Genomic DNA, 21,421 nt, shown 5'->3' on the forward strand with positions numbered 1-21,421 from the left:
CTTGCCCACAACCTTCGGGGTCAAGGAAATGAGCATCAAGACTGCAAATCTCGGATTTCCCAGAATCGGCAAGCATCGTGAACTGAAGTTCGCGCTGGAAGCCTATTGGTCGGGAAAGAGCGACGCGCAAACCCTGCTGGAAACGGCTGGAACGCTTCGGGCGAAACACTGGAAACTCCAGCAGGAAAAGGGGATCGACGCGATCCCTTCGAACGATTTTTCCTTCTACGATCATGTTCTGGACACTGCCGTCATGGTCGGCGCCATTCCGGATGGCTATGGCTGGTCCGGCGGTAATGTCAGTCTCGACACCTATTTTGCGCTGGCGCGGGGTTCGCAGGGTGAGGCAGCATGCGGTTGCGGCGGCACTCATGGCGAGCCGCGGGCCGCGCTGGAAATGACCAAGTGGTTCGATACGAACTACCATTATCTGGTGCCGGAATTCAGTGCCGGGCAGGGTTTCATCCTGACGGGAAACCGCCCGCTCGAGGTTTTCCTTGAAGCCCGGGCCATCGGCATTCACACCCGGCCGGTAATCCTTGGACCGGTGACATTCCTGAAGCTCGGCAAGGCACGGGACGGTTCCGATCCCGTTGATCTGCTCGACAGGCTGCTGCCGGTCTATCGCAAGATCCTTGTCGAGTTGCAGGAGGCCGGGGCCGACTGGGTGCAGATCGACGAACCCTGCCTCGCACTCGACCTGACGGCCAAGGAGCGGGACAGTCTTGTGCGGACTTACAACGCCTTCGCCGAGGCGGTGCCGGGGCTCTCCATTCTGGTCGCCAGCTATTACGGACCGCTCGGGGACAATCGCGATACCGCATTGTCGCTTCCCGTTGCCGGCCTGCATCTGGATGGCATTCGCGGGGGTGAGGAACTCGCGGCAATTGCCGGGGATGCGCCGGCTGGCCTCCTCCTTTCCCTCGGGCTGATCGACGGCCGCAATATATGGCGGGCCGATCTCGAAGAGGTGGTGCAGCGCATCGAACCGCTGGTTGCCGGGCGCGCGCCCGATCTTCTGCAGATCGCGCCATCCTGCTCGCTGCTTCATCTGCCCTTCGATCTCTCGGACGAAACCGCGCTCGATCTCGAATTGCGCGCTTCGCTCGCTTTTGCTTCGGAAAAGCTGGATGAGCTTGCGGTTCTGAAAGAGGCGCTTTCCGGAAACCGGCCAGCCGTCGAGGCAAAGATAGCTGCGTCGAGCCGGATCGCGCGGACGCGGCGGACCTCGCGCAAGGTTCATGACCCGCTGGTCAAGGGACGGCTGCTTGCTGTTTCGCGTGACATGATGCAACGGGCGCGTCCATACTCCGCTCGCCGTACCGTGCAGCAGCACCATCTGCATCTGCCGGTCCTGCCAACCACCACCATCGGTTCGTTCCCGCAGACGACGGAGGTCCGGCGGGCGCGCTCCGCCCACCTCAAGGGTCAGCTTTCCTATATCGACTACAAGGCCTTCCTTGAGCGCGAGACGGAAAGCGCGATCCGCTGGCAGGAGGATGCCGGCATCGACGTGCTCGTGCACGGCGAGTTCGAGCGTAACGACATGGTCCAGTATTTTGCCGAGCAGATGGACGGTTATGCCTTCACCAGGAACGGCTGGGTCCAGAGCTACGGTTCCCGTTGCGTCCGTCCTCCTGTCATCTATGGAGACGTCTCGCGGCCGCGCCCCATGACGGTCGATTGGGCGATGTTTGCGCAGTCGAAAACGTCGAAGCCGATGAAGGGCATGCTGACGGGGCCGGTGACCATGCTGCAATGGTCCTTCGTGCGGGACGATATTCCGCGTGATGTCGTGTGCCGTCAGATTGCGCTCGCTATCCGCGACGAAGTGCAGGATCTGGAAAAGGCGGGTATCGCGATCATCCAGATCGACGAGCCGGCGCTTCGCGAGGGCTTGCCGCTACGGCGCAGGGACTGGCAGGCCTATCTCGGCTGGGCCACGGAGAGCTTCCGCCTTTCCGCCTCGGGCGTGGCCGACCGCACTCAGATCCACACACATATGTGCTATTCCGAGTTCAACGACATCATGGACGCCATCATCGCGATGGATGCCGACGTGATCTCGATCGAGACATCGCGCTCCAAAATGGAGCTTCTCGATGTCTTCGCGGACAAGCGCTATCCGAACGAGATCGGCCCCGGTGTCTATGACATCCATTCTCCGCGCGTGCCGACGGTGGAGGAAATCGTCGAACTGATCGAGGCCGCATCCGATCGCCTCGACCCTTCCCAGCTCTGGATCAATCCCGATTGTGGCCTGAAGACGCGCCGCTGGGAGGAGGTGAAGCCGGCGCTTGCCAACATGGTGCAGGCGGCGCGGCAGCTTCGCCTGCGGTTTGCCGAAAGCGACGGCTGGAGGGTGATCGCATGAAGCGGGAAACACCATCTGAAGGGGAGCCGGCCGGAGGGCCGGCTCCCACCATCCTCGTCGATATCGTCTTTCCCGGTGCGGTCAACCATCATGGCACGCTGTTCGGCGGCGCCGGTCTCGCCTTCATGGACCGGGTGGCCTTCGTTGCGGCCACGCGTCATGGACGTGTGCCCTTCGTCACCGCATCCTGCGAGCGGGTGGATTTCAGGAAACCCGCGCATATCGGCGAGATCGTTTCGTTCACCGCAACGCCGGTCTGGGCGGGACGGCGCTCCCTGACGGTGGAAGTGGAAATGGCGGCGGAAAGCATTCTTGCCAGCGAGCGACAGGTCTGCACGCGCGGTGTCTTCCACATGGTCGCGGTGCCGGGGGATGCCGGAGGCGAAGGGTGGACGCTGCCGCCGCTGCCGACCAGTCATCCGACGGAGGCCGACGGCGAGGTTCGCATGGCGGATGTCGTCTTCGCCGATCAGACCAACAGTTCCGGCTCGATGTTCGGTGGAGACGCACTTGCCTTCATGACCAAGGCAGCCTTCGTCGCGGCCTCGCGCCATAGCCGCAGGCAGGCCGTTCTCGCGTCGTCCGAGCGCATCGATTTCCACTATCCGATCCGGCTGGGCTCCATCGTCGAGGTCGTCGCCCGGGTCGTTTCCACAGCCCGCTCATCGATGCGGATCGGGGTGGAGCTGTGGTCCGAAGAACTGCTGACCGGGCTTCGCCGGCAGACGGCGAAAGGGCTTTTCGTCATGGTCGCAGTCGATGCCGAGCATCGTCCCGTGGCGGTTATCCCAGATGAAATTGGGTGACGGAAAACATAATTGTTGACGTTAAATTTGCCTTGGATACTATATCTAGTGTTCAAGGTTCCTTCGATTCGAGAGGGTCGAAGGCTAAGACGGGAATTCGGTAGCGGGCATGATGCACGCGATGCCGAAGCTGCCCCCGCAACTGTGAGCGGTGAATGTTCGTTCGATCCGGCCACTGGGTGAAAGCCCGGGAAGGCTGAGCGGGCATGATGATCCGAGAGCCAGGAGACCTGCCTTGAACATGAACGTCCACCGGCGGGGTGCCCGGAAGGTCGCGGTTATCTGTGTCCGGTTTTCCCCGGTCAGACCGCTGCCCCGCGCTTCGTCTTCTGTCGCTTCGGGGTGAAGTCCATGTCTGAATTGTTGCGTCCCTTAAAACCCGCTTTCTAATACCAGTCTTTCGGCCGTTGCCGGCCGATAGACCGTGTTCTGCTGCGCTCTTTCCAGTTTTCAATCCCGATCCCGGTTCATCGGCGGATGTTCCGGAACCCTTTCGCATGCCAATTTCACGAGGAAACCCATGACCATCACCGTTTATTCCAAGCCCGCCTGCGTTCAGTGCACCGCAACCACGCGCGCTCTCGACCGGCAGGGGATCGAATACACCGTCATCGATGTGTCCGCAGATACAAACGCCTATGAACTGGTGCAGGAACTTGGCTACCGGCAGGTGCCGGTGGTGATTGCCGGCGAGCAGCACTGGTCGGGTTTCCGGCCCGACATGATCAGCGCACTCGCCTGACGAGGCTATACCCATGGGCGGCCTCGTCTATTTCTCCAGCCGGTCGGAGAACACCCGGCGCTTCGTCGAGAAACTCGACCTTGGTGGGCTGAGGTTGCCAGTCGATGCGAGCGAGGAGCCGCCGGAGGCGGAGGCTCCCTTCGTGCTGGTCACGCCGACCTATGGCGGAGGATCGGAAAAGGGGGCGGTGCCGAAGCCGGTGATCCGCTTTCTCAACAATCCTCGCAATCGGAGCCTGATCCGCGGTGTCATCGCGGCGGGAAACACCAATTTCGGCACAGCCTACGCCATCGCCGGAGACATCGTCTCGGCGAGGTGCGGGGTGCCGTTCCTCTACCGTTTCGAACTTCTCGGAATGGCGGAGGATGTCGACAACGTCAGACAGGGACTGGGAAAATTTTGGACACGCTGACACAAACCCGACCGGTGGGCGCGAGCGAGGTTTCGCTCGACTATCATGCCCTCAACGCGATGCTGAACCTCTATGACGAGGATGGCCGGATACAGCTCGACAAGGATCGACTGGCAGCGCGCCAGTATTTTCTCCAGCATGTGAACCAGAATACCGTCTTCTTCCATAACCTGCGGGAGAAGCTCGATTATCTGGTGAGCGAAGGCTATTACGAGCAGGCGGTGCTGGACCAGTATTCTTTCAACTTCGTGCGGGACCTGTTCGATGAGGCCTATGCGAAGAAGTTCCGCTTCCCGACCTTTCTTGGGGCCTTCAAGTACTACACCTCCTATACGCTGAAGACCTTCGACGGGAAGCGTTACCTCGAGCGCTACGAGGATCGTGTCTGCATGGTGGCGCTGGCGCTTTCGCGCGGCGACGAGGGCCTTGCCCGCGAATTGATGGAAGAGATCATTTCCGGCCGCTTCCAGCCTGCGACGCCGACCTTTCTCAATGCCGGCAAGCAGCAGCGGGGCGAACTCGTTTCGTGCTTCCTGCTGCGCGTGGAAGACAACATGGAGAGCATCGGGCGGGCGATCAATTCGGCGCTGCAGCTTTCCAAGCGCGGTGGTGGCGTTGCCCTGTCGCTGACGAATATCCGCGAGGCAGGTGCGCCGATCAAGCAGATTGAGAACCAGTCCTCCGGCGTGATCCCGGTGATGAAACTGCTGGAAGACTCGTTTTCCTATGCGAACCAGCTTGGAGCCCGGCAGGGAGCAGGGGCCGTCTACTTGCATGCCCATCACCCCGATATCATGCGGTTCCTCGATACCAAGCGCGAGAATGCGGATGAAAAGATCCGCATCAAGACGCTGTCGCTCGGCGTCGTGATCCCCGACATCACCTTCGAACTCGCCCGCAACAACGAGGACATGTACCTGTTCTCGCCCTATGACGTCGAGCGTGTTTACGGCGTGCCGTTCACCGAAATTTCGGTGACGGAAAAGTATCAGGAAATGGTCGCCGACAGCCGGATTAAGAAAAAGAAGATCAAGGCGCGCGAATTCTTCCAGGTGATCGCGGAGATCCAGTTCGAAAGCGGTTATCCCTACATCATGTTCGAGGACACGGTGAACCGTGCCAATCCGGTGGCCGGGCGCATCACCATGAGCAACCTCTGCTCGGAAATCCTGCAGGTAAGCGAGGCCAGCGAGTTCAACGAGGATCTTTCCTACAGCCATATGGGCAAGGACATTTCCTGCAATCTTGGCTCCCTCAACATTGCCGCCGCGATGGATGCGCCGGATTTCGGCAAGACCATCGAAACCTCGATCCGGGCGCTGACCGCGGTTTCCGACATGAGCCATATCGGGTCCGTGCCCTCGGTCGCGAAGGGCAATGACGAGAGCCACGCCATCGGCCTTGGCCAGATGAACCTGCACGGCTATCTCGCCCGCGAGCGCATCTTCTACGGTTCGGAAGAAGGCATCGATTTCACCAATATCTACTTCTACACGGTGACTTATCACGCCCTGAAAGCTTCGAACCGGCTGGCGGTCGAGCGGGGCGTCAGCTTCAAGGGCTTCGAGAATTCGAAATATGCGTCGGGCGAGTATTTCGACAAATATACGCAGCAGGAATGGGTGCCTGCGACGGAGCGGGTGGCGGAACTGTTCGAGAAAGCCGGCATCGCCATACCGACACAGGAAGACTGGCTGGCGCTGAAAAAGGCGGTGATGACGGGCGGGCTCTATAACCAGAACCTGCAGGCCGTGCCGCCGACCGGCTCTATTTCCTACATCAACCACTCGACGTCTTCGATCCATCCGATCGTCTCGAAGATCGAGATCCGCAAGGAAGGCAAGATCGGCCGCGTCTACTATCCCGCCGCCTATCTCACCAATGACAATCTCGAATATTATAAGGATGCCTATGAGATCGGCCCGGAAAAGATCATCGACACCTATGCGGCGGCAACGCAGCATGTCGACCAGGGGCTTTCGCTGACGCTGTTCTTCCGCGACACCGCGACCACCCGCGACATCAATCGCGCCCAGATCTATGCGTGGAAGCGGGGCATCAAGACCATCTATTACATCCGTCTTCGCCAGATGGCGCTGACCGGCACGGAAGTGCAGGGCTGCGTTTCCTGCGCGCTGTGACAGCAAGGATTGAATCCATGAACATCCAACTGAAGTCCAAGCCTGTTCGCTCTCAGGGGGCAGTCCCTGCCGTCAACTGGAACCGCATCGAGGACGACAAGGACCTTGAGGTGTGGAACCGCCTGACCTCGAATTTCTGGCTGCCGGAAAAGGTGCCGCTGTCGAATGACATTCCATCCTGGGCGACGCTGAAGCCGGAGGAGCAGAGGCTTACGATCCGCGTCTTCACCGGGCTCACCTTGCTCGACACCATCCAGAACGGCGTCGGCGCGATCAGGCTGATGGCCGATACCCAGACCTCGCATGAGGAGGCGGTGCTCTCCAACATCTCCTTCATGGAAGCGGTGCATGCGCGCTCCTATTCCTCGATCTTCTCGACGCTCTGCTCGACGCCCGATGTCGACGACGCCTATCGCTGGTCGGAGGAAAACGAGTTCCTGCAGCGGAAAGCAGCGCTGATCATGGAGCAGTACGATTCTGATGATCCGCTGAAGAAGAAGATCGCCAGCGTCCTTCTCGAAAGCTTCCTGTTCTATTCCGGCTTCTATCTGCCGATGTACTGGTCGAGCCGGGCGAAGATCACCAACACCGCAGACCTGATCCGTCTCATTATCCGCGACGAGGCGGTGCATGGCTATTACATCGGCTACAAGTTCCAGCGGGCGCTCGACCGCGAACCGGAAACGCGGCGGCAGGACATCAAGGATTTCGCCTTCGAACTCCTGCTCGACCTTTACGACAACGAGGCGAAGTATACCGAGGACCTTTATGACGGCGTGGGTCTGACCGAAGACGTCAAAAAATTCCTGCATTACAACGCCAACAAGGCTCTGATGAACCTCGGCTACGAGGCGCTGTTTCCGCCCGAGGCATGCAAGGTCAATCCCGCGATCCTGTCGGCGCTTTCGCCGAACGCCGATGAGAACCACGACTTCTTTTCCGGCTCCGGTTCCTCCTATGTCATCGGCAAGGCGGTCGCCACCGAAGACGAGGACTGGGATTTCTGAGAGCGCGCCGCACGCGACGAAATGGCATGTATTCCCTATGTCTCGTGCCCACAGATAAGCCCCCCTTGTCGCTTCATGAATCGGTGGCGGGGTGATGCTGTGTGCTGTTCCGGCAATTGCTCATATATCTTTGAAAGCATGGGTTGAAATTCGCCTTCGGCGTTTTCAGATAATGCGCCGATATATGATGCGCGCGACAGGTGCGGGAGGGCATACCCATGGACAGGGAAACGCTTGATACGATCAATGACTGGGTTATCGAGCAGGGACTGTTGGGGTTGCGCGAGACCGATCTCGTAGACGGTTTCTGTAACCGCCTGCGCGAGGGCGGGCTGGAAATCGTGGGAGCCGCCCTTTTCTTCGATACGCTCCATCCGGTGCAGGAATCGGAGGGTGTGTTCTGGAACATTACCAATCAGAACGGCCCGGTGCATCGGGAGTTCACGCGGCAGGAGGCGATACGCAACGCTCACCTCTGGCGCAGCAGTCCCTTTCATTACATGAGCGAGAACGGTCTTTCGGAGCTGCACATTCCGCTTGTGAATGCAGACCGATCGAGGTTCGGCATCATCAGCGATCTCCTGGAAGAGGGGCACACCGACTATTTTGTGCTGATGCACAAGCTGGGTGGCAAGACGACGATCGGTGAAGTCGAAAACATCTATTCCCGATGGTCGACCAGCCAGCCGGGTGGTTTTTCCGAGGATGACCTGAATGTGCTGCGCAAGCTCGTCGCGAGCCTTGCGCTGGCAATCAAGTCGGCTTCGCTAAGCCAGATCGCGCGGTCGCTGGTCCAGGTCTATCTCGGCCGGGATCCCGGCCGGCGGGTGCTTGAAGGCCGTATCGAGCGGGGGAAGGTCGAGACCATCCGGACGGTCCTCTGGTATTCCGACATGGAGAATTACACCTCGCTTTCGGAAACCATGGAAAGCGGAAGGCTTATCGCCTTTCTGAACGACTATGCCGATACGGTCATCTCGGCCGTCCATAATGCAGGCGGCGATATCCTGAAGCTTGTTGGCGACGGCATTCTCGCCATCTTCAACCACGGCGATCAGCGAGAGGCCGCGCGCGCTGCGCTGCAGGCGCAGGCCGATGTCGGCAGGAGGATCGCGGAGCTCAATCGCAGGCGCGGTGACGAGGGGCTGGCCACGACTTCGGTCTATCTCGCGCTTCACGAGGGCGAGGTCTTCTATGGCAATGTCGGAAGTGACGAACGGCTCGATTTCACGGTGATCGGCCCGGCCGTCAACGAGGTGTGCCGCATGGCGGCCATGTGCCGTTCCGTCAACGAGACCGCGCTGGCGTCCCGCGAATTTGCGGCGCTTGCGCCCGAAGAGGGCCTGAGCGCGTTCCACAATCTCGGCTCGTTTCACCTCAAGGGCGTGCAGGAGCAGAAGGCGCTCTTTGCGCTTCGCCAGTAACCGGAGGCAGGCTGTTTGGAGTGGGGGGAACTATACGGAGAACTACGGTCGGGAGACGTTCGACGTCGGATGCCAAGGTTTACCTTTCGGTGCTGTCGGTAAACCTCTGTATAATTCATCCGTCGCACGGCTGGAGCTATACAGAGCTATCAGCAATTGTGTGCCGGTACGCCGGAGATTGGCTACTTCCTCCGTGGCAACGACCAGTTTCATTGCAATCATAGACGACGAGGCCGATGTCCGGCGGGCAACGAGCAGCCTCGTCCGCTCACTCGGCTTTACGGCGAAGTCATTCGTTTCCGCTGAGGAATTTCTGGCGGACGCGGATAACCGGTCCGCATCCTGCATCGTTTCAGACGTCAACATGACCGGCATGAGCGGCATCGAGCTTTATCTCCGGCTGCAGGAAGAGAAAGTGAGCCGAGTTCCGTTTGTCTTCATCACTGCCTTCGCGGAGAGCCAAGTGCGCGAGTATATCGGCGAGCATGTCCGGGTGCTGCAGAAGCCGTTCCATGCCGATGCATTGGCGGCCTGTCTCGACGCCGCCCTGCAAGCGAAGGGCGGCGGATCGAACTGAACCCACGTCCGCCGGAGGAGCGACGGGATGGAGTTCCCGCCGCTCCTCGGTTCAGATTTTCTCATCGGGGCATGTCGAACAGGAGGGCCTTTCCGTTCGTCAGCCAGTTGAGTTCCAGAGTCTCCGGGTCGGAGATCTGGAGCCCGTCGCCCGGTCTCAGGTTCTCGTCATCTATCCTCGCCAGTCCGTCCACGATATGGACGAAGACGAGGCGTCCGGGCCGTGCGGGAATGGTGCCGACGTCACCTTCCTTCGGATTGGCGATCAGTATCCTGCTATCGGACAACAGGTGAAGCGGAGCCTCGCCCTCGGTACCGGATGCGATCGGCGTCCAGTCCCGGGTGTCTTCCGCGGCCGGCAGGCGAGCCTGCTGGTAGCGCGGTGCGGTTCCCCTGACGTCCGGGATCATCCAGATCTGCAGGAGATGAGCGGTCTCGTCTTCCGAAGCATTCATTTCCGAATGGCTTACCCCGGTGCCGGCGGACATCAACTGGATCTCCCCGGCCTCGAACGTCGAGACGTTTCCCATCGTGTCCTGGTGGCGCAGCTTGCCTTCGAGCAGGACTGTGAGAATATCCATGTTGTCATGGGCGTGCTCGGAAAAGCCCGAGCCCGGAATGACCCAGTCCTCGTTGATGACGCGAAGCGGGCCGAAGCCCATGCGCGTCGGGTCCTGGAAACCGCCGAACGAGAAGGTATGAAAGCTGTTCAGCCAGCCCTTGCTGGTTTTGCCGCGGCTCATGTTTTCGTGGATCAGGATCATCGGTTCTCTCCCGGATTGCATCGAGGCACGAGGCCTCCGATGGGTGGTTTCGCAGTTTTGTTCCGGCCAAGGCCGTGTCGTCTCGGCCGGAACGCTTATCGGGTGAGGAAGGTGCTCAGCGCCTGCAGTTCCGTCTGGCGAATTTCGTGTCCGCCGGCATGGATGCTGGTTTCCACCTTGGCGCCCTGACGTTCGAAGTAGTCGACAAGCGCTTCGGTCAGCGGCAGCGGGCAGATGGGATCATGCCGCCCGGCTGTGACGAGTACCTGCCGATCCTTCAGCGCGCTGTTGTTTTCCGGCTTCCACGGGATCAGCGGATGCAGGAGCGCCACGCGGTCGAAGAGGTCGGGCTTTTTGAACGCGACGGCGGCGAGAATGTTCGCTCCGTTCGAGTAGCCGAGGGCATAGACCGCGCGGCCGGGGTTCTCCGCTTTCTTTTCAGCGAGGAAGTCGATCATCTTGTCCGTGCGTCTGGCGAGGTCGTCCATGTCGTAGACGCCTTCGCCTGTGCGGCGGAAGAAGCGCAGGGCACCGTATTCGGAAACGTCGCCCCTCGGGGATACGATCCCGGCATCGGGAAGGATTTGCTCGACCAATTCGGTGAACTGGAGTTCATTGCCGCCGGTGCCGTGGAAAGCGAAGACGAGGGGAGCCCCATCGGAACCCGGCTTGGTGAAGGCATGATATGTGCTGGTCATCGTGTTCATGATGTCTTTCTCCTGCGGACGGGACCATACGGTCCCGCCGCTCCATCCATCGTTGCCACTGCTTTAGTCGGCGATCGGCTGAAGCTGCTTTTCGATCTGGCCTCGATAGGGCTCGTAGCGGGATGGCAGCTTCAGGGCTTCGCCGAGGTGCGCGGTATCCTCGTCTCGGTCGAAACCCGGTTCGTTGGTTGCGATTTCGAACAGCACGCCACCCGGCGTGCGGAAGTAGATCGCCCAGAAGTAATCGCGGTCGATGACCGGGGTCACCTGATAGCCGGTGTCGAGAAGCGCCTTGCGGACCTCAAGCTGTGCCGCCCTGTCTTCCACCGCGAATGCGATGTGGTGGACCGAGCCTGCGCCAAGGCGGGCAAAATCTGCCTGCGGGACGGTTTCGAGATCGATGAAATCCGCACCGTTGCCGCCGGCGATGGCAAAGCGAGCCCATTCGCCCTTTTCGTCGACCTTCTCGTAGCCCATGAAGCCGAGCAGTTCGCGGGTCGCGCCGGTGTCCTTGAGCCTCATGCTCGCACCATGGAAACCCTTGATGGCTTCAGCAGCGCCGATCTCGTCATGCAGCCAGCCTTCGCGCTTGTCGTTGTCGACCTCCACCAGCGAGAAACCGTCACTGTCCGGACCGGCGAAGCGCAGGCGTTTTTCGCCGAACACTTCCGTCTCCGAGAGGTTCTTCACACCAAGCTTGGTCAGGCGTTCTGTCCAGTAGCCCAGCGAACCCTTCGGTACGGCGAAGTAGGATTCACCAACTTCACCGGCACCCGGGCGGCCGGCGGCAATATGCGGGAAGGGGAAATAGGTCATGACAGAACCGGGGGTGCCGGCCTCGTCACCATAGTAGAGGTGGTAGACATCGGGGGCATCGAAGTTGACGGTCTTCTTCACACGGCGCAGTCCGAGCGTCTTGGTGAAAAAGTCGCTGTTCTCCTGGGCGTCGGCAGCCATGGAGGTGATGTGGTGCAAGCCTTTGATCTGATTAAGCATTTTTGTCATCCTTCTGTTCGGATGCCGTTGCATCCCTTGTTCCGAGGCAGAAGATGGGGCCAAAGCTTATTGAAGTGAATGGCAATAATATTGACAATATTATTTCAAAAAGTGAAATTATCTGACATGAGTGATCTGAACGATATCCGCATCTTCCTGGCCGTTGCCAAGGAGCGCAGCTTTGTCGCTGCAGCCCGGCAGCTTTCGATGACCGCGCCGACGGTGACACGTGCCGTCAGTGCGCTTGAGGAGCGTCTCGGTGTGCAGCTTCTGCTCAGAACCACCCGGCATGTGTCCCTGACTTCGGCGGGTGCGGTCTATGCAGCGCGCATCGAGCCGCTGGTGGAGGCCTTCGAGGCGGTAGCGGACGAGGTTCGCGCTGAAACCGGCCATGCCGCAGGCCTCATCCGGCTCAATGTGCCGTTGTCCCTCGGGCAGCGTATCCTGCCGGATGTCGTTTCCGGTTTCCGCGTCGAGAATCCGGGTATCGCGGTGTCGCTGACGCTGACCGACCGGTTCATCGATATAGTGTCCGACAGTTTCGATCTCGCCGTCCGCATTTCCGAGCCGCCACGGGACAAGTCCACCATCTGGCGCAAGATCTGCCCGGTGCGTCGCATGCTTGTGGCATCTCCGGGCTATCTCGCCGCCAACGGTACACCGAAATCGCCCGATGATCTCGATGAAGCGGCATGCATTGCCTATGACGAGGAAGCGCTTTCTGAAACATGGGAGCTTTCCTCCGCCGGCAGGACGCGCAAGGTGAGGGCGGGCCAGGTGCTTGCAGGCAATAACGGCGAACTGACCGCGCGGCTTGCGGAAAACGGCGAGGGGATCGCCCTGCTGCCGTCCTTCATCGTCGAAAGGGCTATTGCCGACGGCCATCTCGTCCAGATCCTGCCTGAATGGCAGTCGCCCGAACTCTGGCTGACGCTCTATTATCCTCCCTATGAAAAGTTGCCGATGCGGGTCGCCAAGTTCTCGGATTTCTTCGAGAATTTCGTCACGGCCGTCCGCCCCGTCTGAGACGGTTTTCCGGTTTCTGAGGGTCGCATGCGCCCCGTCCAATCCGGAACGGCGAACAGGCGGTCTTTATCCAAAGTACAGTCGGAATAGACAATCCAGATCTCGGTTCCGGTGAAAATATGTCGCCGCAAACCCAGGGGCAGCGGGATTGCGTCACGCTGCCCGACGAACAGGATGATTTGCGATGACGGATACTTTTTCGTTCCCGCTTTCCCGCCGGCAAACGCTGGTCGGCGGGGTGGGCGTTTCGCTTGCCCGCGTTTGCGGCGCAGAAGGCGTCCTCCAACAGCAACACAGGAACCACTCCCATGACCGAGAGCTTCATCAAGACCAAGGATGGCGTCGACATTTTCTACAAGGACTGGGGCACGGGCCAGCCGCTCGTCTTCCATCATGGCTGGCCGCTCTCGTCTGACGACTGGGACGCCCAGATGCTCTACTTCGTCAACAAGGGCTTTCGCGTCATCGCGCATGACCGTCGTGGTCATGGCCGTTCCAGCCAGGTGAGCGACGGTCACGACATGGAGCACTACTCGGCCGATGTCGCCGCGCTCGTCGAGCATTTCGATCTGCGCAATTCGGTCCATATCGGTCATTCCACCGGTGGCGGCGAGGCTGCAGCCTATGTTGCCCGTCACGGTAAGGGCCGCGCTGGCAAGCTGGTGATGATTGGCGCCGTACCACCGATCATGCTGAAGACGGAGAACAATCCGGGCGGCCTCCCGATGGAGGTTTTCGACGGCTTCCGTTCGGCGCTTGCCGCCAATCGCGCCCAGTTCTATCTGGATGTCGCCTCCGGCCCGTTCTACGGCTTCAACCGGCCGGACGCAAAGGTTTCCCAGGGCCTCATTCAGAACTGGTGGCGGCAGGGCATGATGGGCAGCGCCAAGGCCCATTATGACGGCATCAAGGCCTTCTCCGAAACCGACTTTACCGAAGACCTGAAGAAGATCGAAGTGCCTACGCTCATCATGCATGGCGACGACGACCAGATCGTGCCGATCGCCGATTCCGCCCTGCTTGCGGCCAAGATCGTCAAGAATGCCGAGCTCAAGGTCTACAAGGGCTATCCGCACGGCATGATGTCGACCGAGCCTGAGCCGCTCAACGCCGATCTCCTGAAGTTCATTCAGGCCTGATCAGATATCGAACCTCGCGGCATGTGGCCGATTACGCTGCATGCCGCGGGGACAGCGCGGCTTCTTTCTGATGTCCGGGCGCCTTTTGCCCGAAGCCCGAACCACCTGGAGGTTTGCCATGCTCCGACCGCCCCTGTCCGCAATCTTGAGCTTCAACGGCGGCTATGTCGATACCATGGGCTTTCTCGCCCTGACGGGCCTTTTCACCGCCCATGTGACGGGAAACTTCGTGACGCTCGGCGCGGTGATCGCGCTCGGGACCGGCGGCGCCATCGCCAAGATCCTGGCCTTGCCGGTCTTCTGCATCGTCGTCCTGCTGGCCCGTCTGCTTGATCTCAGGCTCGAGAGTTGCGGACGCTCTGCGATGCCGATCCTTCTTTCGATCAAGTTGGTGCTGTTTGTCGCTGCTGCGGCTCTGGTGGTCCGCCACGGGCCGTTCGGTCCTGCGGAAAACCTGGCGAGCATTATCGTCGGCATGACGCTTGTCGCTGCGATGGCGATACAGAATGCAGTGCACCGGGCGCATATGGCGACGCAGCCGCCGACGACGCTGATGACGGGCACGACGACGCAGATCATGCTGGATCTCGCCGATCTCCTGACCGGAGGACATCCAGCCGATGCCGGTACAGTGAGGAGCCGGCTTATGCGCATGGGGTTGAGCGTGGTGACGTTCGCGCTCGGCTGCGCAGGCGGTGCGCTCGCCTTCATGGCGTCCCCGGTGTGGTGTTTTGCAGTGCCGCCGGTTCTCGTCGCTCTCGGTCTGGCCGTGCATCTTGCGGCAGATAAACAGCCAGCGACGTGATATAATGTCACCGTTGGTGCGGCGCCTATGAACGATAGTCATCCAAGGGAGATCGTCATGAAACGGCAGGGCAATGAAGAAAAGCAGCAATACCGGGACGGCAAGGAAAGTCTCGCGGAGCCTGTAGACCTCGAAGAGTGTTCTCCTGCGGACATCAAGAAGCGTCATGACGACGGCAATCTGGACGAGGCCTTGCGGGAAACCTTTCCGGCAAGCGATCCGCCGGCTTCCGGACGGTTCGAATAGTCCTTTCATTCAGCATGGCGGGGCGTCATGCCCACGCCGGAAAAGGAGCCTGATAATGGATAACTCTGCCAAATCTCGCCGCTCGGCGGATCTTCACACTCCGTCCGGTCTCGGCCAGGATGCGGTGCGCGATATTTCCGCGGCGGCCAATGCGCTGCTTGCCGATGTCTTCGCTCTCTATCTCAAGACGAAGAACTTTCATTGGCACATGTCGGGCGCGCATTTCCGCGACTATCACCTGCTGCTGGATGAACAGGCGGCGCAGATCTTTGCCATGACCGACGATCTTGCAGAGCGCGTGCGCAAGCTTGGCGGCAGCACGATCCGCTCCATCGGCGATATCTCGCACAAGCAGCGGATCAAGGACAACGATGCGGAATTCGTTCATCCGCACGAGATGCTCGCCGAATTGCGCGACGATAACGGTTCGCTCGTCGCCAGCATGCGCGCGCTTCACGATCTCTGCGACGAGCATCGCGATGTCGCTACCGCCAGCCTGCTCGAAAACTGGATCGACGAGGGCGAGCGCCGCCGCTGGTTCCTCTTCGAAACCCTGCGCCAGACCAACTGAACGGTTCCGGCGCGACACGAACGAGCCGGGGCATCCGCCGCTCCGGCTCGTTCCCATTTTCCTGCCTTAGGCAGCAAGGTTGCCGGCCCTTTTCCGGGTTCGGGAACCGGGTTTGGCTGAAGTTTCCTGCCACCAAGAAGAAAATGGGAGCAGTCGTCTACCTCCATCAGCGGAGAGCTTTGCCTATCAGTATCAATTGAATCGTTTCGCTTTCAGGAGCAGCCTTGTTGTCGGCTGGAGGTTTGCGAAATGTCATTGGTTTCCGAGAATATTGCACAGCGGCATGCCGCCGTCTCTCCTGCACGGGTTGTGAGGAGTCGGGGTGGAAAACGTGTGTTCGACATCATCTTCGCGCTCTCCTCGATCATCTTCCTGCTGCCGGCACTGGCGCTGATCGCGCTTGCTCTTCTGATCATCGATGGCCGACCGATCATCTTCCGCCACAGACGTGTCGGGCGAAATGGCAGGTCGTTCGACTGCCTGAAATTTCGCTCCATGCGCAAGGATGCTGACAAGGCGCTGAAAGAGCTTCTTGCCAGCAATCCGGATCGTCTGCGGGAATGGACGGAGACCCAGAAGCTCAAGAGCGATCCGCGGGTTCATTGGCTCGGCAAGTACATGCGTATCACGAGCCTCGACGAGCTTCCCCAGTTGTTCAACGTCCTGCGCGGGGAGATGAGCATTGTCGGCCCGAGGCCGATCGTTGCGGAGGAACTGGAGCGCTACGGGCCGCAGGCCCACTGCTACCTGGCGATGTATCCGGGAATTACCGGGCTCTGGCAGGTCTCCCGCCGCGAAGGCACCTCCTACGAGGAGCGGGTTCGCTTCGACGTCGATTATTATCACAGTGTTTCGCTCGCGAGGGATGTCGGTATCATCGTGCGGACCGTCGGCGTGGTGCTCTTTGCACAAAACGAACGCTGACCGAGAAACAGGCTCCTAGCGCATCGACCCGAAAATCGGAATCGATTTTCGGAAAGCTCGATGCGTAGATTCAAGATGTTAGAGCGTCCTTTGTCGTCCAAATGGACGCACGGCGCTCTAGGGTTTTACCCCGGCGCCTTCAACCTTCGAATGTCCGCACCCGGCAAGCATTTCGCCTTGCCGGGTTTTTCACGGCCTCGATTGAACTCGCAGATCTCGCAATCCCGTGATCGTCGTCAGGCGCACAAAAAGAGAAACCGGCATGTGGTACCGATTCTCATGGGTGTTTTGGTGTGATCGAAACGGAACCGATATCCTGCCGGGCAGATCGGGATGCGGGCTTGCGCCCGCTTTCCTCAGGCCAGACGAAGATAGAACCCGGTGCTTTCGCTTTCGCCGAGCTCGGGGTGGGTTTCGATGGTGTGGGAGAGGGTCGGAATGGTCCAGCGATCCACGACCTCGTAGCCGAGGCGCGAGAGTTCGGCCATGAACGTAGCCTCGTTGCGGATCTGGTAGGGAACCGTGACCTCCTCGAAGCGTTGCAGGGTGAAGACGGTAGGTCCTTGCCTGAGCGCCACCTTGTTCAGCAGCATGTGTCTGGGCAGCCGCGGGAGGCGCGACAGCAGCGTGGCGAGCGGCACGTCGAGATATTGCAGAAGGCCGGAACCGATGAAGAGATCCGGATCGCCCGCATCCTCCATGCGTTCGACGAAGCGCAGTTTGTCGAGGCCGTCGGCTTCGGCGCGCCGCCGTCCTGCCCGGACGATTGCCGGGACGTCGTAGACCACCCAGTCGACGGAAGCCTCTATCGGCAGCAGCTTGCGGAAGGCGCGGAACTTGGTGCCCATGTGCCCGCCGGCATCCACCAGAAGATCGATTTCCGGCAGTATCCCGCCGAGCCAGAACAGCAGCGGATAATCCCAGGGCGTGATCTCGCACATGCGCTCGAAAGCGATGTCGGTGACCTCGTCGTGGTCGAAGCCGACCTTGCTACCGGAACGCCCGGCGGCGATGGCCGTATCGTAGGTAGGATAGGCGCCCGAAAACTGCGGCGGGAAGGGCGAGAGGAACTTCATCCGCCCGCCCGCGATCTGCAGCGGCGTCATCGTGCGTCTCAACCCGTGCACCAGATGCCGGATCGAATTCGTTGCTTCCGATTTTGCCATGACCATTTTCCTGTTCCCCTCTGGTGGCTTTTGTTCAGGCCATGTCCGGCATGGCCTTCAGGAATTGCGTTGCTGGGCGAGCGGTTCGGCGGTGGCCACCACCAGTTTGTGGAGGATAGCCAGAACCGCGACGTAGGCGATTGCCCCGCCTGCCACCTGGAAGCCCGTCGTCAGGGCATTCGGCAGAGCGGCGGGAAGCGTGATGTAGTTCAACGCGAAATCGGCCAGCAGCATCGCCCCTAGGGCTGCGAGCGTCGGGCCGCAACGTCTGGCAATGCGGCTCCAGTCGAGACCGCCATGGCGTTGCTGCAGCCAGATCATGGTGCCCAGCCAGAATGCGCCAACGGCGACCTGGCCGAGGGCGAGCGGGATGAGGCCGAAGGGTGCCAGCGCCACGATCAGGGCGATGGAAATCCCGCCGTTCATCAGGGCAATCGGCGGGAGCCTCCGCAATTCACCGACCATGGAAAGCAAGGGTTCGATGATGGCGGCCGGGATGAGCAGGAGCTGGCGGATTGCGAGGATCGAAACCACGATCGCGGCCGGCATCCATGCATCGCCCAGCACGAAATTGATGAGCGCGCCGGAAGCAAGCGAAAGACCGAGATAGAAGGGGGCAGCAATGGCGATGAGCAGTACGACGAATGAGTTGGCGGCAGTGGCGATCCGGGCATTGCCGCCGGCGATATCCTGCGGCTGGCGGTCGCGGGCTTTGCGGAAGACCACCCAGCCCAGCAGGCGGGCGGGTTCAGCCAACAGTTCGGAGATGCTTGCGACGATGCGTTCGGCCGCCCGGTAGTAACCGGCCTCCGCGAGGCCCAGGAAGCCACCGACGGCGAGCGTTGCCGAATAGGAGCGCAGGAAGACGATCAGCCTGTTAGCGAGTATGTGTCGCGAGAACCCCAGGATTTCGCGCAGGAAGGGACGCGTCAGGCGGATCTTCGGCAGCCACAGGACCGCCAGCATGGAACAGCCGAGGCTGGTGAGCTGCGCCGCCAGCCTGCCGGCGAAGAGGGCAATGATATTCCAGCCGCTCCAAAGGCCGGCTGCGACGACGGCAAAGCCGACGAGTTCTGATATGATGCGTATCTTCGCCTGATCCTTCAGCCTGCCCTGTGCGACGAGAATGCCGTCATAGATGGTGGAAAGGGCGCAGGCGAAGATCAGGACACTGGAGATCACAAGTATCTCCAGGTGAAGCATGTCTCCGAACCAGGAGCCCATGGCGAGCGCGCCGGCAAGCGCCAGTGTCGAGACGATGAGGCCCGAGATCATGGCGGTGGTGGCGACCTGATCGTAATCGGCTTCCCTGTTGTGGGATTTCATCAGAAATTCGCCCCAGCCGCCTTCGGCCAGAACGATCAGCATGACGACGAAGGCCGAGGTGAAGGCGAAGAAACCGAATTCGGCTGATGTTAGCACGCGCGCGCCGATGATGAAGATCAACAGTTGCACCAACTGAGAGGTGCCCTTGGCGATCATCGTGAACATGCCATCGCTGACAAGCGAATGCTGGCGTGCAATGAGACCCTGCAGGCGGCGTTTCAAAGCCTGCACGGCCTTGAGTTTCGCGATGTTCATCGGCGTTCCCCCAGCCGTATCGAGGAGGCTTCGGCTGCGCAAAGGCAGTGAATCAGGTGGTCGCTGGTCTGTTTCGAAAGGAGTTTGCGCGCTAATGTGATCCCGCTGGGGATCGGCCGCACGGATGAGATGCCGCTGCATGGCGCGACAGCAAGGAGATGTTCTGGAATGGGTGACCGGTCTGCTTGGTATGTAAAGTACGGTCTACGCTGGCTCATCATTCTGCTTTGCCTGGCCGTGTGGCTCATCGCGGTTTACCTTGTCTTTTTCTGAAGCCGTCGGCCGCCCGTTCTCTCGGGCGGCCTGCCAGGTCATTCGGATTGAAGGTGAAGTTGCCGGCGAACGTCCCCTGCCTGAACGGCTCTACAGAACCGCCCGGCCCGTTATCTCTTCGGCGATCAGGAACAGTCCCAGCGATAGCAGGGCCATTGCGAAAAGGAGACCGACGATATCGATCGTCTCCGGCATGCGGGCGCTTTTCGCGACGGTCTTCGCTCTGTTCTGCTGGTCCCGTTTGGTCGTCTGGTCCGTAACAAACCGCATTGTTCAGCCCTCCCGTTGAAATACCCTTGAAGAGGCTGACAGCGGGGAGCCTACTTTTCAATTGATCGTGGCGGGCAGCCGCTAGTTCAATGGCGGTAGGCGGAGTAGCGGGGCTGGCCGGGTGGCTGTTGTTCCCGGCAATGTCAGTTTTTTTCGACGAGAAAAGTGAGATGGACGTGATCATCCGGATATCCTCGCCGGATGCGTGGTCGACACGGGGCGATGCCCTGGGGAGCGTCGAGGATCGGCGGCTTGTCTGAGGACACGATCGTAGAGCGCCATGATCGCATTTCCCCATGACGCCGGCGTATGGGCGAGGTTACCGGCGTTCACCCGGCATCGTTCGCTCATTGCCCGGACAAGATCGTCGTCTGTTGCGAGGCGGCGAAGACCATCGGCAAGGCCTTTGGTATCGCCGCTCCGAAATGTCAGGCCGCAGCCGAGTTCTTCCAGCTCGCGACCGAGCAGGGCCGCATCCGGCATGATGACCGGGATGCCGGCGGAGACGGCTTCCAGCGCTGCGAGGCCGAAGGGTTCGGGAACACGCGAGGATATGACGACCGCCCGCGCATTCCGCACCAGTTGGCCGATTTCCTCACGTCCGCGCCAGCCATGGATGGTGATTTCGGGATAGATGTTTTCCAGCAAGGCCCGGCCATTGCCGTCACCGATGACATGCAGTTTGGTTCCGGCGAGCCGCGCCGCCTTGGCCGCATCCTCGAAACCCTTTTCAGGTTCCAGTCGTCCGATGAAGAAGAAGGCGCTGTTCCGCGAGGGCATGACCGGTCCGGTGGGAAACGGCTCGACCGGGTTGCGGATTGTTTCGACCCGCTCGACATTGACGCCGGAACGCTCGAACATCTGCCGCATCCGTTCGTGGACCACGACGATATTCGCAGGAAGAGTGGTGGGATAAAACTGTTCGCGCAGCAAATGGCGGGCGCTGCGCCAGAGTTTCTCGTGATAGCCCCGCTTGTCGCATTGGGTTGCGAGACACTGCGCGGACATCGGTATGAGGTCGCAGACCTGTTGTTTGCGGTAGTTGGCAAAGCCGCCATTGGGGCACGCGAGGAAATAGTCGTGGGCGTGCAGGACCGTGCGTTCGCGCACCTTTGCCAAAGCCCGGAAGATGGAAGGCGAGAGGATCTTCGACCATCCGTGAACATGATAGATAGTCGATGGCGTGTCGCGGAGCGAGATCAGCTCGTGGAGGGCATCATAGGCCCTTGCATTGTAGATCCCACCGACGAAGGCGGAGAGCTTGCCCTGTTGCACGAGGGGTTTTCCGGCAAGATTGATCGTATCGTCTACCGGTTTGTCCCGGGATGGGTCGTCGCCGGCAAAATAGGTTACCCGCAATCCGTGGCGCTCCAGGAGACCAGCGGAGAGAATGGCGAGGTTCGATGCGCCGCCGACCATGGCAGAGCGGTCGTTGATGACCACGACCCGGTCGGGTTGCCACAGGGTCATG

General features: G+C 60.4%; 21 protein-coding genes and 1 riboswitch. Of the genes, 14 read left to right on the forward strand and 7 right to left on the reverse strand.

Going from position 1 to position 21,421, the window contains the following annotated elements; translation table 11 throughout:
• The first annotated feature begins 28 nt into the window (after positions 1-28).
• The 8 genes from metE (at position 29) to NBH21_RS22145 (ending at position 9,483) form a co-directional block, all read left to right on the forward strand.
• Complete coding sequence (gene metE, locus NBH21_RS22110) at positions 29-2,374, forward strand: 5-methyltetrahydropteroyltriglutamate--homocysteine S-methyltransferase (protein ID WP_250915106.1); 2,346 nt, start codon at positions 29-31, stop codon at positions 2,372-2,374.
• Positions 2,371-3,180 (forward strand): acyl-CoA thioesterase, encoded by an 810-nt coding sequence (locus tag NBH21_RS22115; protein WP_250915107.1) that lies wholly within the window; start codon positions 2,371-2,373, stop codon positions 3,178-3,180. The genes metE and NBH21_RS22115 overlap by 4 nt, the downstream gene beginning before the upstream one ends.
• 38 nt (positions 3,181-3,218) lie before the next feature.
• Positions 3,219-3,432, forward strand: a riboswitch (cobalamin riboswitch).
• A 268-nt stretch (positions 3,433-3,700) separates the two neighbouring features.
• Positions 3,701-3,922, forward strand: coding sequence for a glutaredoxin-like protein NrdH (gene nrdH / locus NBH21_RS22120; protein WP_099059117.1), 222 nt, complete (start codon positions 3,701-3,703; stop codon positions 3,920-3,922).
• A 13-nt stretch (positions 3,923-3,935) separates the two neighbouring features.
• Positions 3,936-4,334, forward strand: a complete 399-nt coding sequence (gene nrdI, locus NBH21_RS22125) for a class Ib ribonucleoside-diphosphate reductase assembly flavoprotein NrdI (protein ID WP_250915108.1) — start codon at positions 3,936-3,938, stop codon at positions 4,332-4,334.
• Positions 4,322-6,475 (forward strand): class 1b ribonucleoside-diphosphate reductase subunit alpha, encoded by a 2,154-nt coding sequence (gene nrdE, locus NBH21_RS22130; RefSeq protein ID WP_280924992.1) that lies wholly within the window; start codon positions 4,322-4,324, stop codon positions 6,473-6,475. Before nrdI ends, nrdE begins: the two co-directional genes overlap by 13 nt.
• Before the next feature lie 17 nt (positions 6,476-6,492).
• The gene (gene nrdF, locus NBH21_RS22135; RefSeq protein WP_250915109.1) at positions 6,493-7,482 is read left to right on the forward strand and encodes a class 1b ribonucleoside-diphosphate reductase subunit beta; all 990 of its coding nucleotides are present in this window, start codon (positions 6,493-6,495) and stop codon (positions 7,480-7,482) included.
• Positions 7,483-7,700: 218 nt separating this feature from the next.
• Positions 7,701-8,906: an adenylate/guanylate cyclase domain-containing protein gene (locus NBH21_RS22140; RefSeq protein WP_250915110.1), complete on the forward strand. Its 1,206-nt coding sequence runs from the start codon at positions 7,701-7,703 to the stop codon at positions 8,904-8,906.
• A 193-nt stretch (positions 8,907-9,099) separates the two neighbouring features.
• Positions 9,100-9,483, forward strand: a complete 384-nt coding sequence (locus NBH21_RS22145; protein ID WP_250915111.1) for a response regulator transcription factor — start codon at positions 9,100-9,102, stop codon at positions 9,481-9,483.
• Between the two features lie 61 nt (positions 9,484-9,544).
• On the opposite strand, the gene NBH21_RS22150 is transcribed toward NBH21_RS22145, so the two are convergent.
• The 3 genes from NBH21_RS22150 to NBH21_RS22160 form a co-directional block, all read right to left on the reverse strand.
• Positions 9,545-10,246, reverse strand: coding sequence for a pirin family protein (locus tag NBH21_RS22150; protein WP_250915112.1), 702 nt, complete (start codon positions 10,244-10,246; stop codon positions 9,545-9,547).
• A 95-nt stretch (positions 10,247-10,341) separates the two neighbouring features.
• Positions 10,342-10,944: an alpha/beta hydrolase gene (locus NBH21_RS22155; protein WP_250915494.1), complete on the reverse strand. Its 603-nt coding sequence runs from the start codon at positions 10,942-10,944 to the stop codon at positions 10,342-10,344.
• A 72-nt stretch (positions 10,945-11,016) separates the two neighbouring features.
• Positions 11,017-11,949 (reverse strand): VOC family protein, encoded by a 933-nt coding sequence (locus NBH21_RS22160; protein ID WP_250915113.1) that lies wholly within the window; start codon positions 11,947-11,949, stop codon positions 11,017-11,019.
• A 126-nt stretch (positions 11,950-12,075) separates the two neighbouring features.
• Here NBH21_RS22160 and NBH21_RS22165 point away from each other — a divergent pair, with 126 nt between their 5' ends.
• The 6 genes from NBH21_RS22165 (at position 12,076) to NBH21_RS22190 (ending at position 16,660) form a co-directional block, all read left to right on the forward strand.
• Complete coding sequence (locus tag NBH21_RS22165; RefSeq protein ID WP_250915114.1) at positions 12,076-12,975, forward strand: LysR family transcriptional regulator; 900 nt, start codon at positions 12,076-12,078, stop codon at positions 12,973-12,975.
• 308 nt (positions 12,976-13,283) lie between these two features.
• A complete protein-coding gene (locus NBH21_RS22170) occupies positions 13,284-14,114 on the forward strand; it encodes an alpha/beta fold hydrolase (RefSeq protein WP_250915115.1) in 831 nt (276 codons plus the stop codon).
• Positions 14,115-14,232: 118 nt separating this feature from the next.
• Positions 14,233-14,919 carry a YoaK family protein gene (locus tag NBH21_RS22175; protein ID WP_250915116.1) on the forward strand — a complete coding sequence of 229 codons (687 nt, stop codon included), beginning with the start codon at positions 14,233-14,235 and terminating at the stop codon, positions 14,917-14,919.
• A 57-nt stretch (positions 14,920-14,976) separates the two neighbouring features.
• Positions 14,977-15,165, forward strand: a complete 189-nt coding sequence (locus tag NBH21_RS22180; RefSeq protein ID WP_250915117.1) for a hypothetical protein — start codon at positions 14,977-14,979, stop codon at positions 15,163-15,165.
• Positions 15,166-15,220: 55 nt separating this feature from the next.
• Positions 15,221-15,736 carry a Dps family protein gene (locus NBH21_RS22185; protein ID WP_250915118.1) on the forward strand — a complete coding sequence of 172 codons (516 nt, stop codon included), beginning with the start codon at positions 15,221-15,223 and terminating at the stop codon, positions 15,734-15,736.
• 333 nt (positions 15,737-16,069) lie between these two features.
• Positions 16,070-16,660: a sugar transferase gene (locus NBH21_RS22190; protein ID WP_250915119.1), complete on the forward strand. Its 591-nt coding sequence runs from the start codon at positions 16,070-16,072 to the stop codon at positions 16,658-16,660.
• A 356-nt stretch (positions 16,661-17,016) separates the two neighbouring features.
• Here NBH21_RS22190 and NBH21_RS22195 read toward each other — a convergent pair whose 3' ends face one another.
• The 4 genes from NBH21_RS22195 to NBH21_RS22210 form a co-directional block, all read right to left on the reverse strand.
• Positions 17,017-17,826: a TIGR04325 family methyltransferase gene (locus tag NBH21_RS22195; protein WP_250915120.1), complete on the reverse strand. Its 810-nt coding sequence runs from the start codon at positions 17,824-17,826 to the stop codon at positions 17,017-17,019.
• Positions 17,827-17,883: 57 nt separating this feature from the next.
• Positions 17,884-19,407: an oligosaccharide flippase family protein gene (locus NBH21_RS22200; protein ID WP_250915121.1), complete on the reverse strand. Its 1,524-nt coding sequence runs from the start codon at positions 19,405-19,407 to the stop codon at positions 17,884-17,886.
• A gap of 363 nt (positions 19,408-19,770) precedes the next feature.
• Positions 19,771-19,950, reverse strand: a complete 180-nt coding sequence (locus tag NBH21_RS22205; RefSeq protein WP_250915122.1) for a hypothetical protein — start codon at positions 19,948-19,950, stop codon at positions 19,771-19,773.
• 180 nt (positions 19,951-20,130) lie between these two features.
• The gene (locus NBH21_RS22210; RefSeq protein WP_250915123.1) at positions 20,131-21,420 is read right to left on the reverse strand and encodes a glycosyltransferase family 4 protein; all 1,290 of its coding nucleotides are present in this window, start codon (positions 21,418-21,420) and stop codon (positions 20,131-20,133) included.
• Between the last annotated feature and the right edge of the window lies 1 nt (position 21,421).

Source organism: Ciceribacter sichuanensis, assembly GCF_024055605.1.
GTDB lineage: Bacteria > Pseudomonadota > Alphaproteobacteria > Rhizobiales > Rhizobiaceae > Allorhizobium > Allorhizobium sichuanense.

Excerpts from the sequence above, each read along its gene's own strand:
- metE (WP_250915106.1), top strand. The coding sequence starts at position 29 with ATGAGCATCAAGACTGCAAATCTCGGATTTCCCAGAATCGGCAAGCAT.
- nrdH (WP_099059117.1), top strand. The coding sequence starts at position 3,701 with ATGACCATCACCGTTTATTCCAAGCCCGCCTGCGTTCAGTGCACCGCA.
- nrdF (WP_250915109.1), top strand. The coding sequence starts at position 6,493 with ATGAACATCCAACTGAAGTCCAAGCCTGTTCGCTCTCAGGGGGCAGTC.
- NBH21_RS22200 (WP_250915121.1), bottom strand. The coding sequence starts at position 19,407 with ATGAACATCGCGAAACTCAAGGCCGTGCAGGCTTTGAAACGCCGCCTG.
- NBH21_RS22205 (WP_250915122.1), bottom strand. The coding sequence starts at position 19,950 with ATGCGGTTTGTTACGGACCAGACGACCAAACGGGACCAGCAGAACAGA.
- NBH21_RS22170 (WP_250915115.1), top strand. The coding sequence starts at position 13,284 with ATGACCGAGAGCTTCATCAAGACCAAGGATGGCGTCGACATTTTCTAC.
- NBH21_RS22165 (WP_250915114.1), top strand. The coding sequence starts at position 12,076 with ATGAGTGATCTGAACGATATCCGCATCTTCCTGGCCGTTGCCAAGGAG.
- NBH21_RS22180 (WP_250915117.1), top strand. The coding sequence starts at position 14,977 with ATGAAACGGCAGGGCAATGAAGAAAAGCAGCAATACCGGGACGGCAAG.
- NBH21_RS22115 (WP_250915107.1), top strand. The coding sequence starts at position 2,371 with ATGAAGCGGGAAACACCATCTGAAGGGGAGCCGGCCGGAGGGCCGGCT.
- nrdI (WP_250915108.1), top strand. The coding sequence starts at position 3,936 with ATGGGCGGCCTCGTCTATTTCTCCAGCCGGTCGGAGAACACCCGGCGC.
- NBH21_RS22155 (WP_250915494.1), bottom strand. The coding sequence starts at position 10,944 with ATGACCAGCACATATCATGCCTTCACCAAGCCGGGTTCCGATGGGGCT.
- NBH21_RS22195 (WP_250915120.1), bottom strand. The coding sequence starts at position 17,826 with ATGGCAAAATCGGAAGCAACGAATTCGATCCGGCATCTGGTGCACGGG.
- NBH21_RS22175 (WP_250915116.1), top strand. The coding sequence starts at position 14,233 with ATGCTCCGACCGCCCCTGTCCGCAATCTTGAGCTTCAACGGCGGCTAT.
- NBH21_RS22210 (WP_250915123.1), bottom strand. The coding sequence starts at position 21,420 with ATGACCCTGTGGCAACCCGACCGGGTCGTGGTCATCAACGACCGCTCT.
- NBH21_RS22150 (WP_250915112.1), bottom strand. The coding sequence starts at position 10,246 with ATGATCCTGATCCACGAAAACATGAGCCGCGGCAAAACCAGCAAGGGC.
- NBH21_RS22140 (WP_250915110.1), top strand. The coding sequence starts at position 7,701 with ATGGACAGGGAAACGCTTGATACGATCAATGACTGGGTTATCGAGCAG.
- NBH21_RS22185 (WP_250915118.1), top strand. The coding sequence starts at position 15,221 with ATGGATAACTCTGCCAAATCTCGCCGCTCGGCGGATCTTCACACTCCG.
- NBH21_RS22160 (WP_250915113.1), bottom strand. The coding sequence starts at position 11,949 with ATGCTTAATCAGATCAAAGGCTTGCACCACATCACCTCCATGGCTGCC.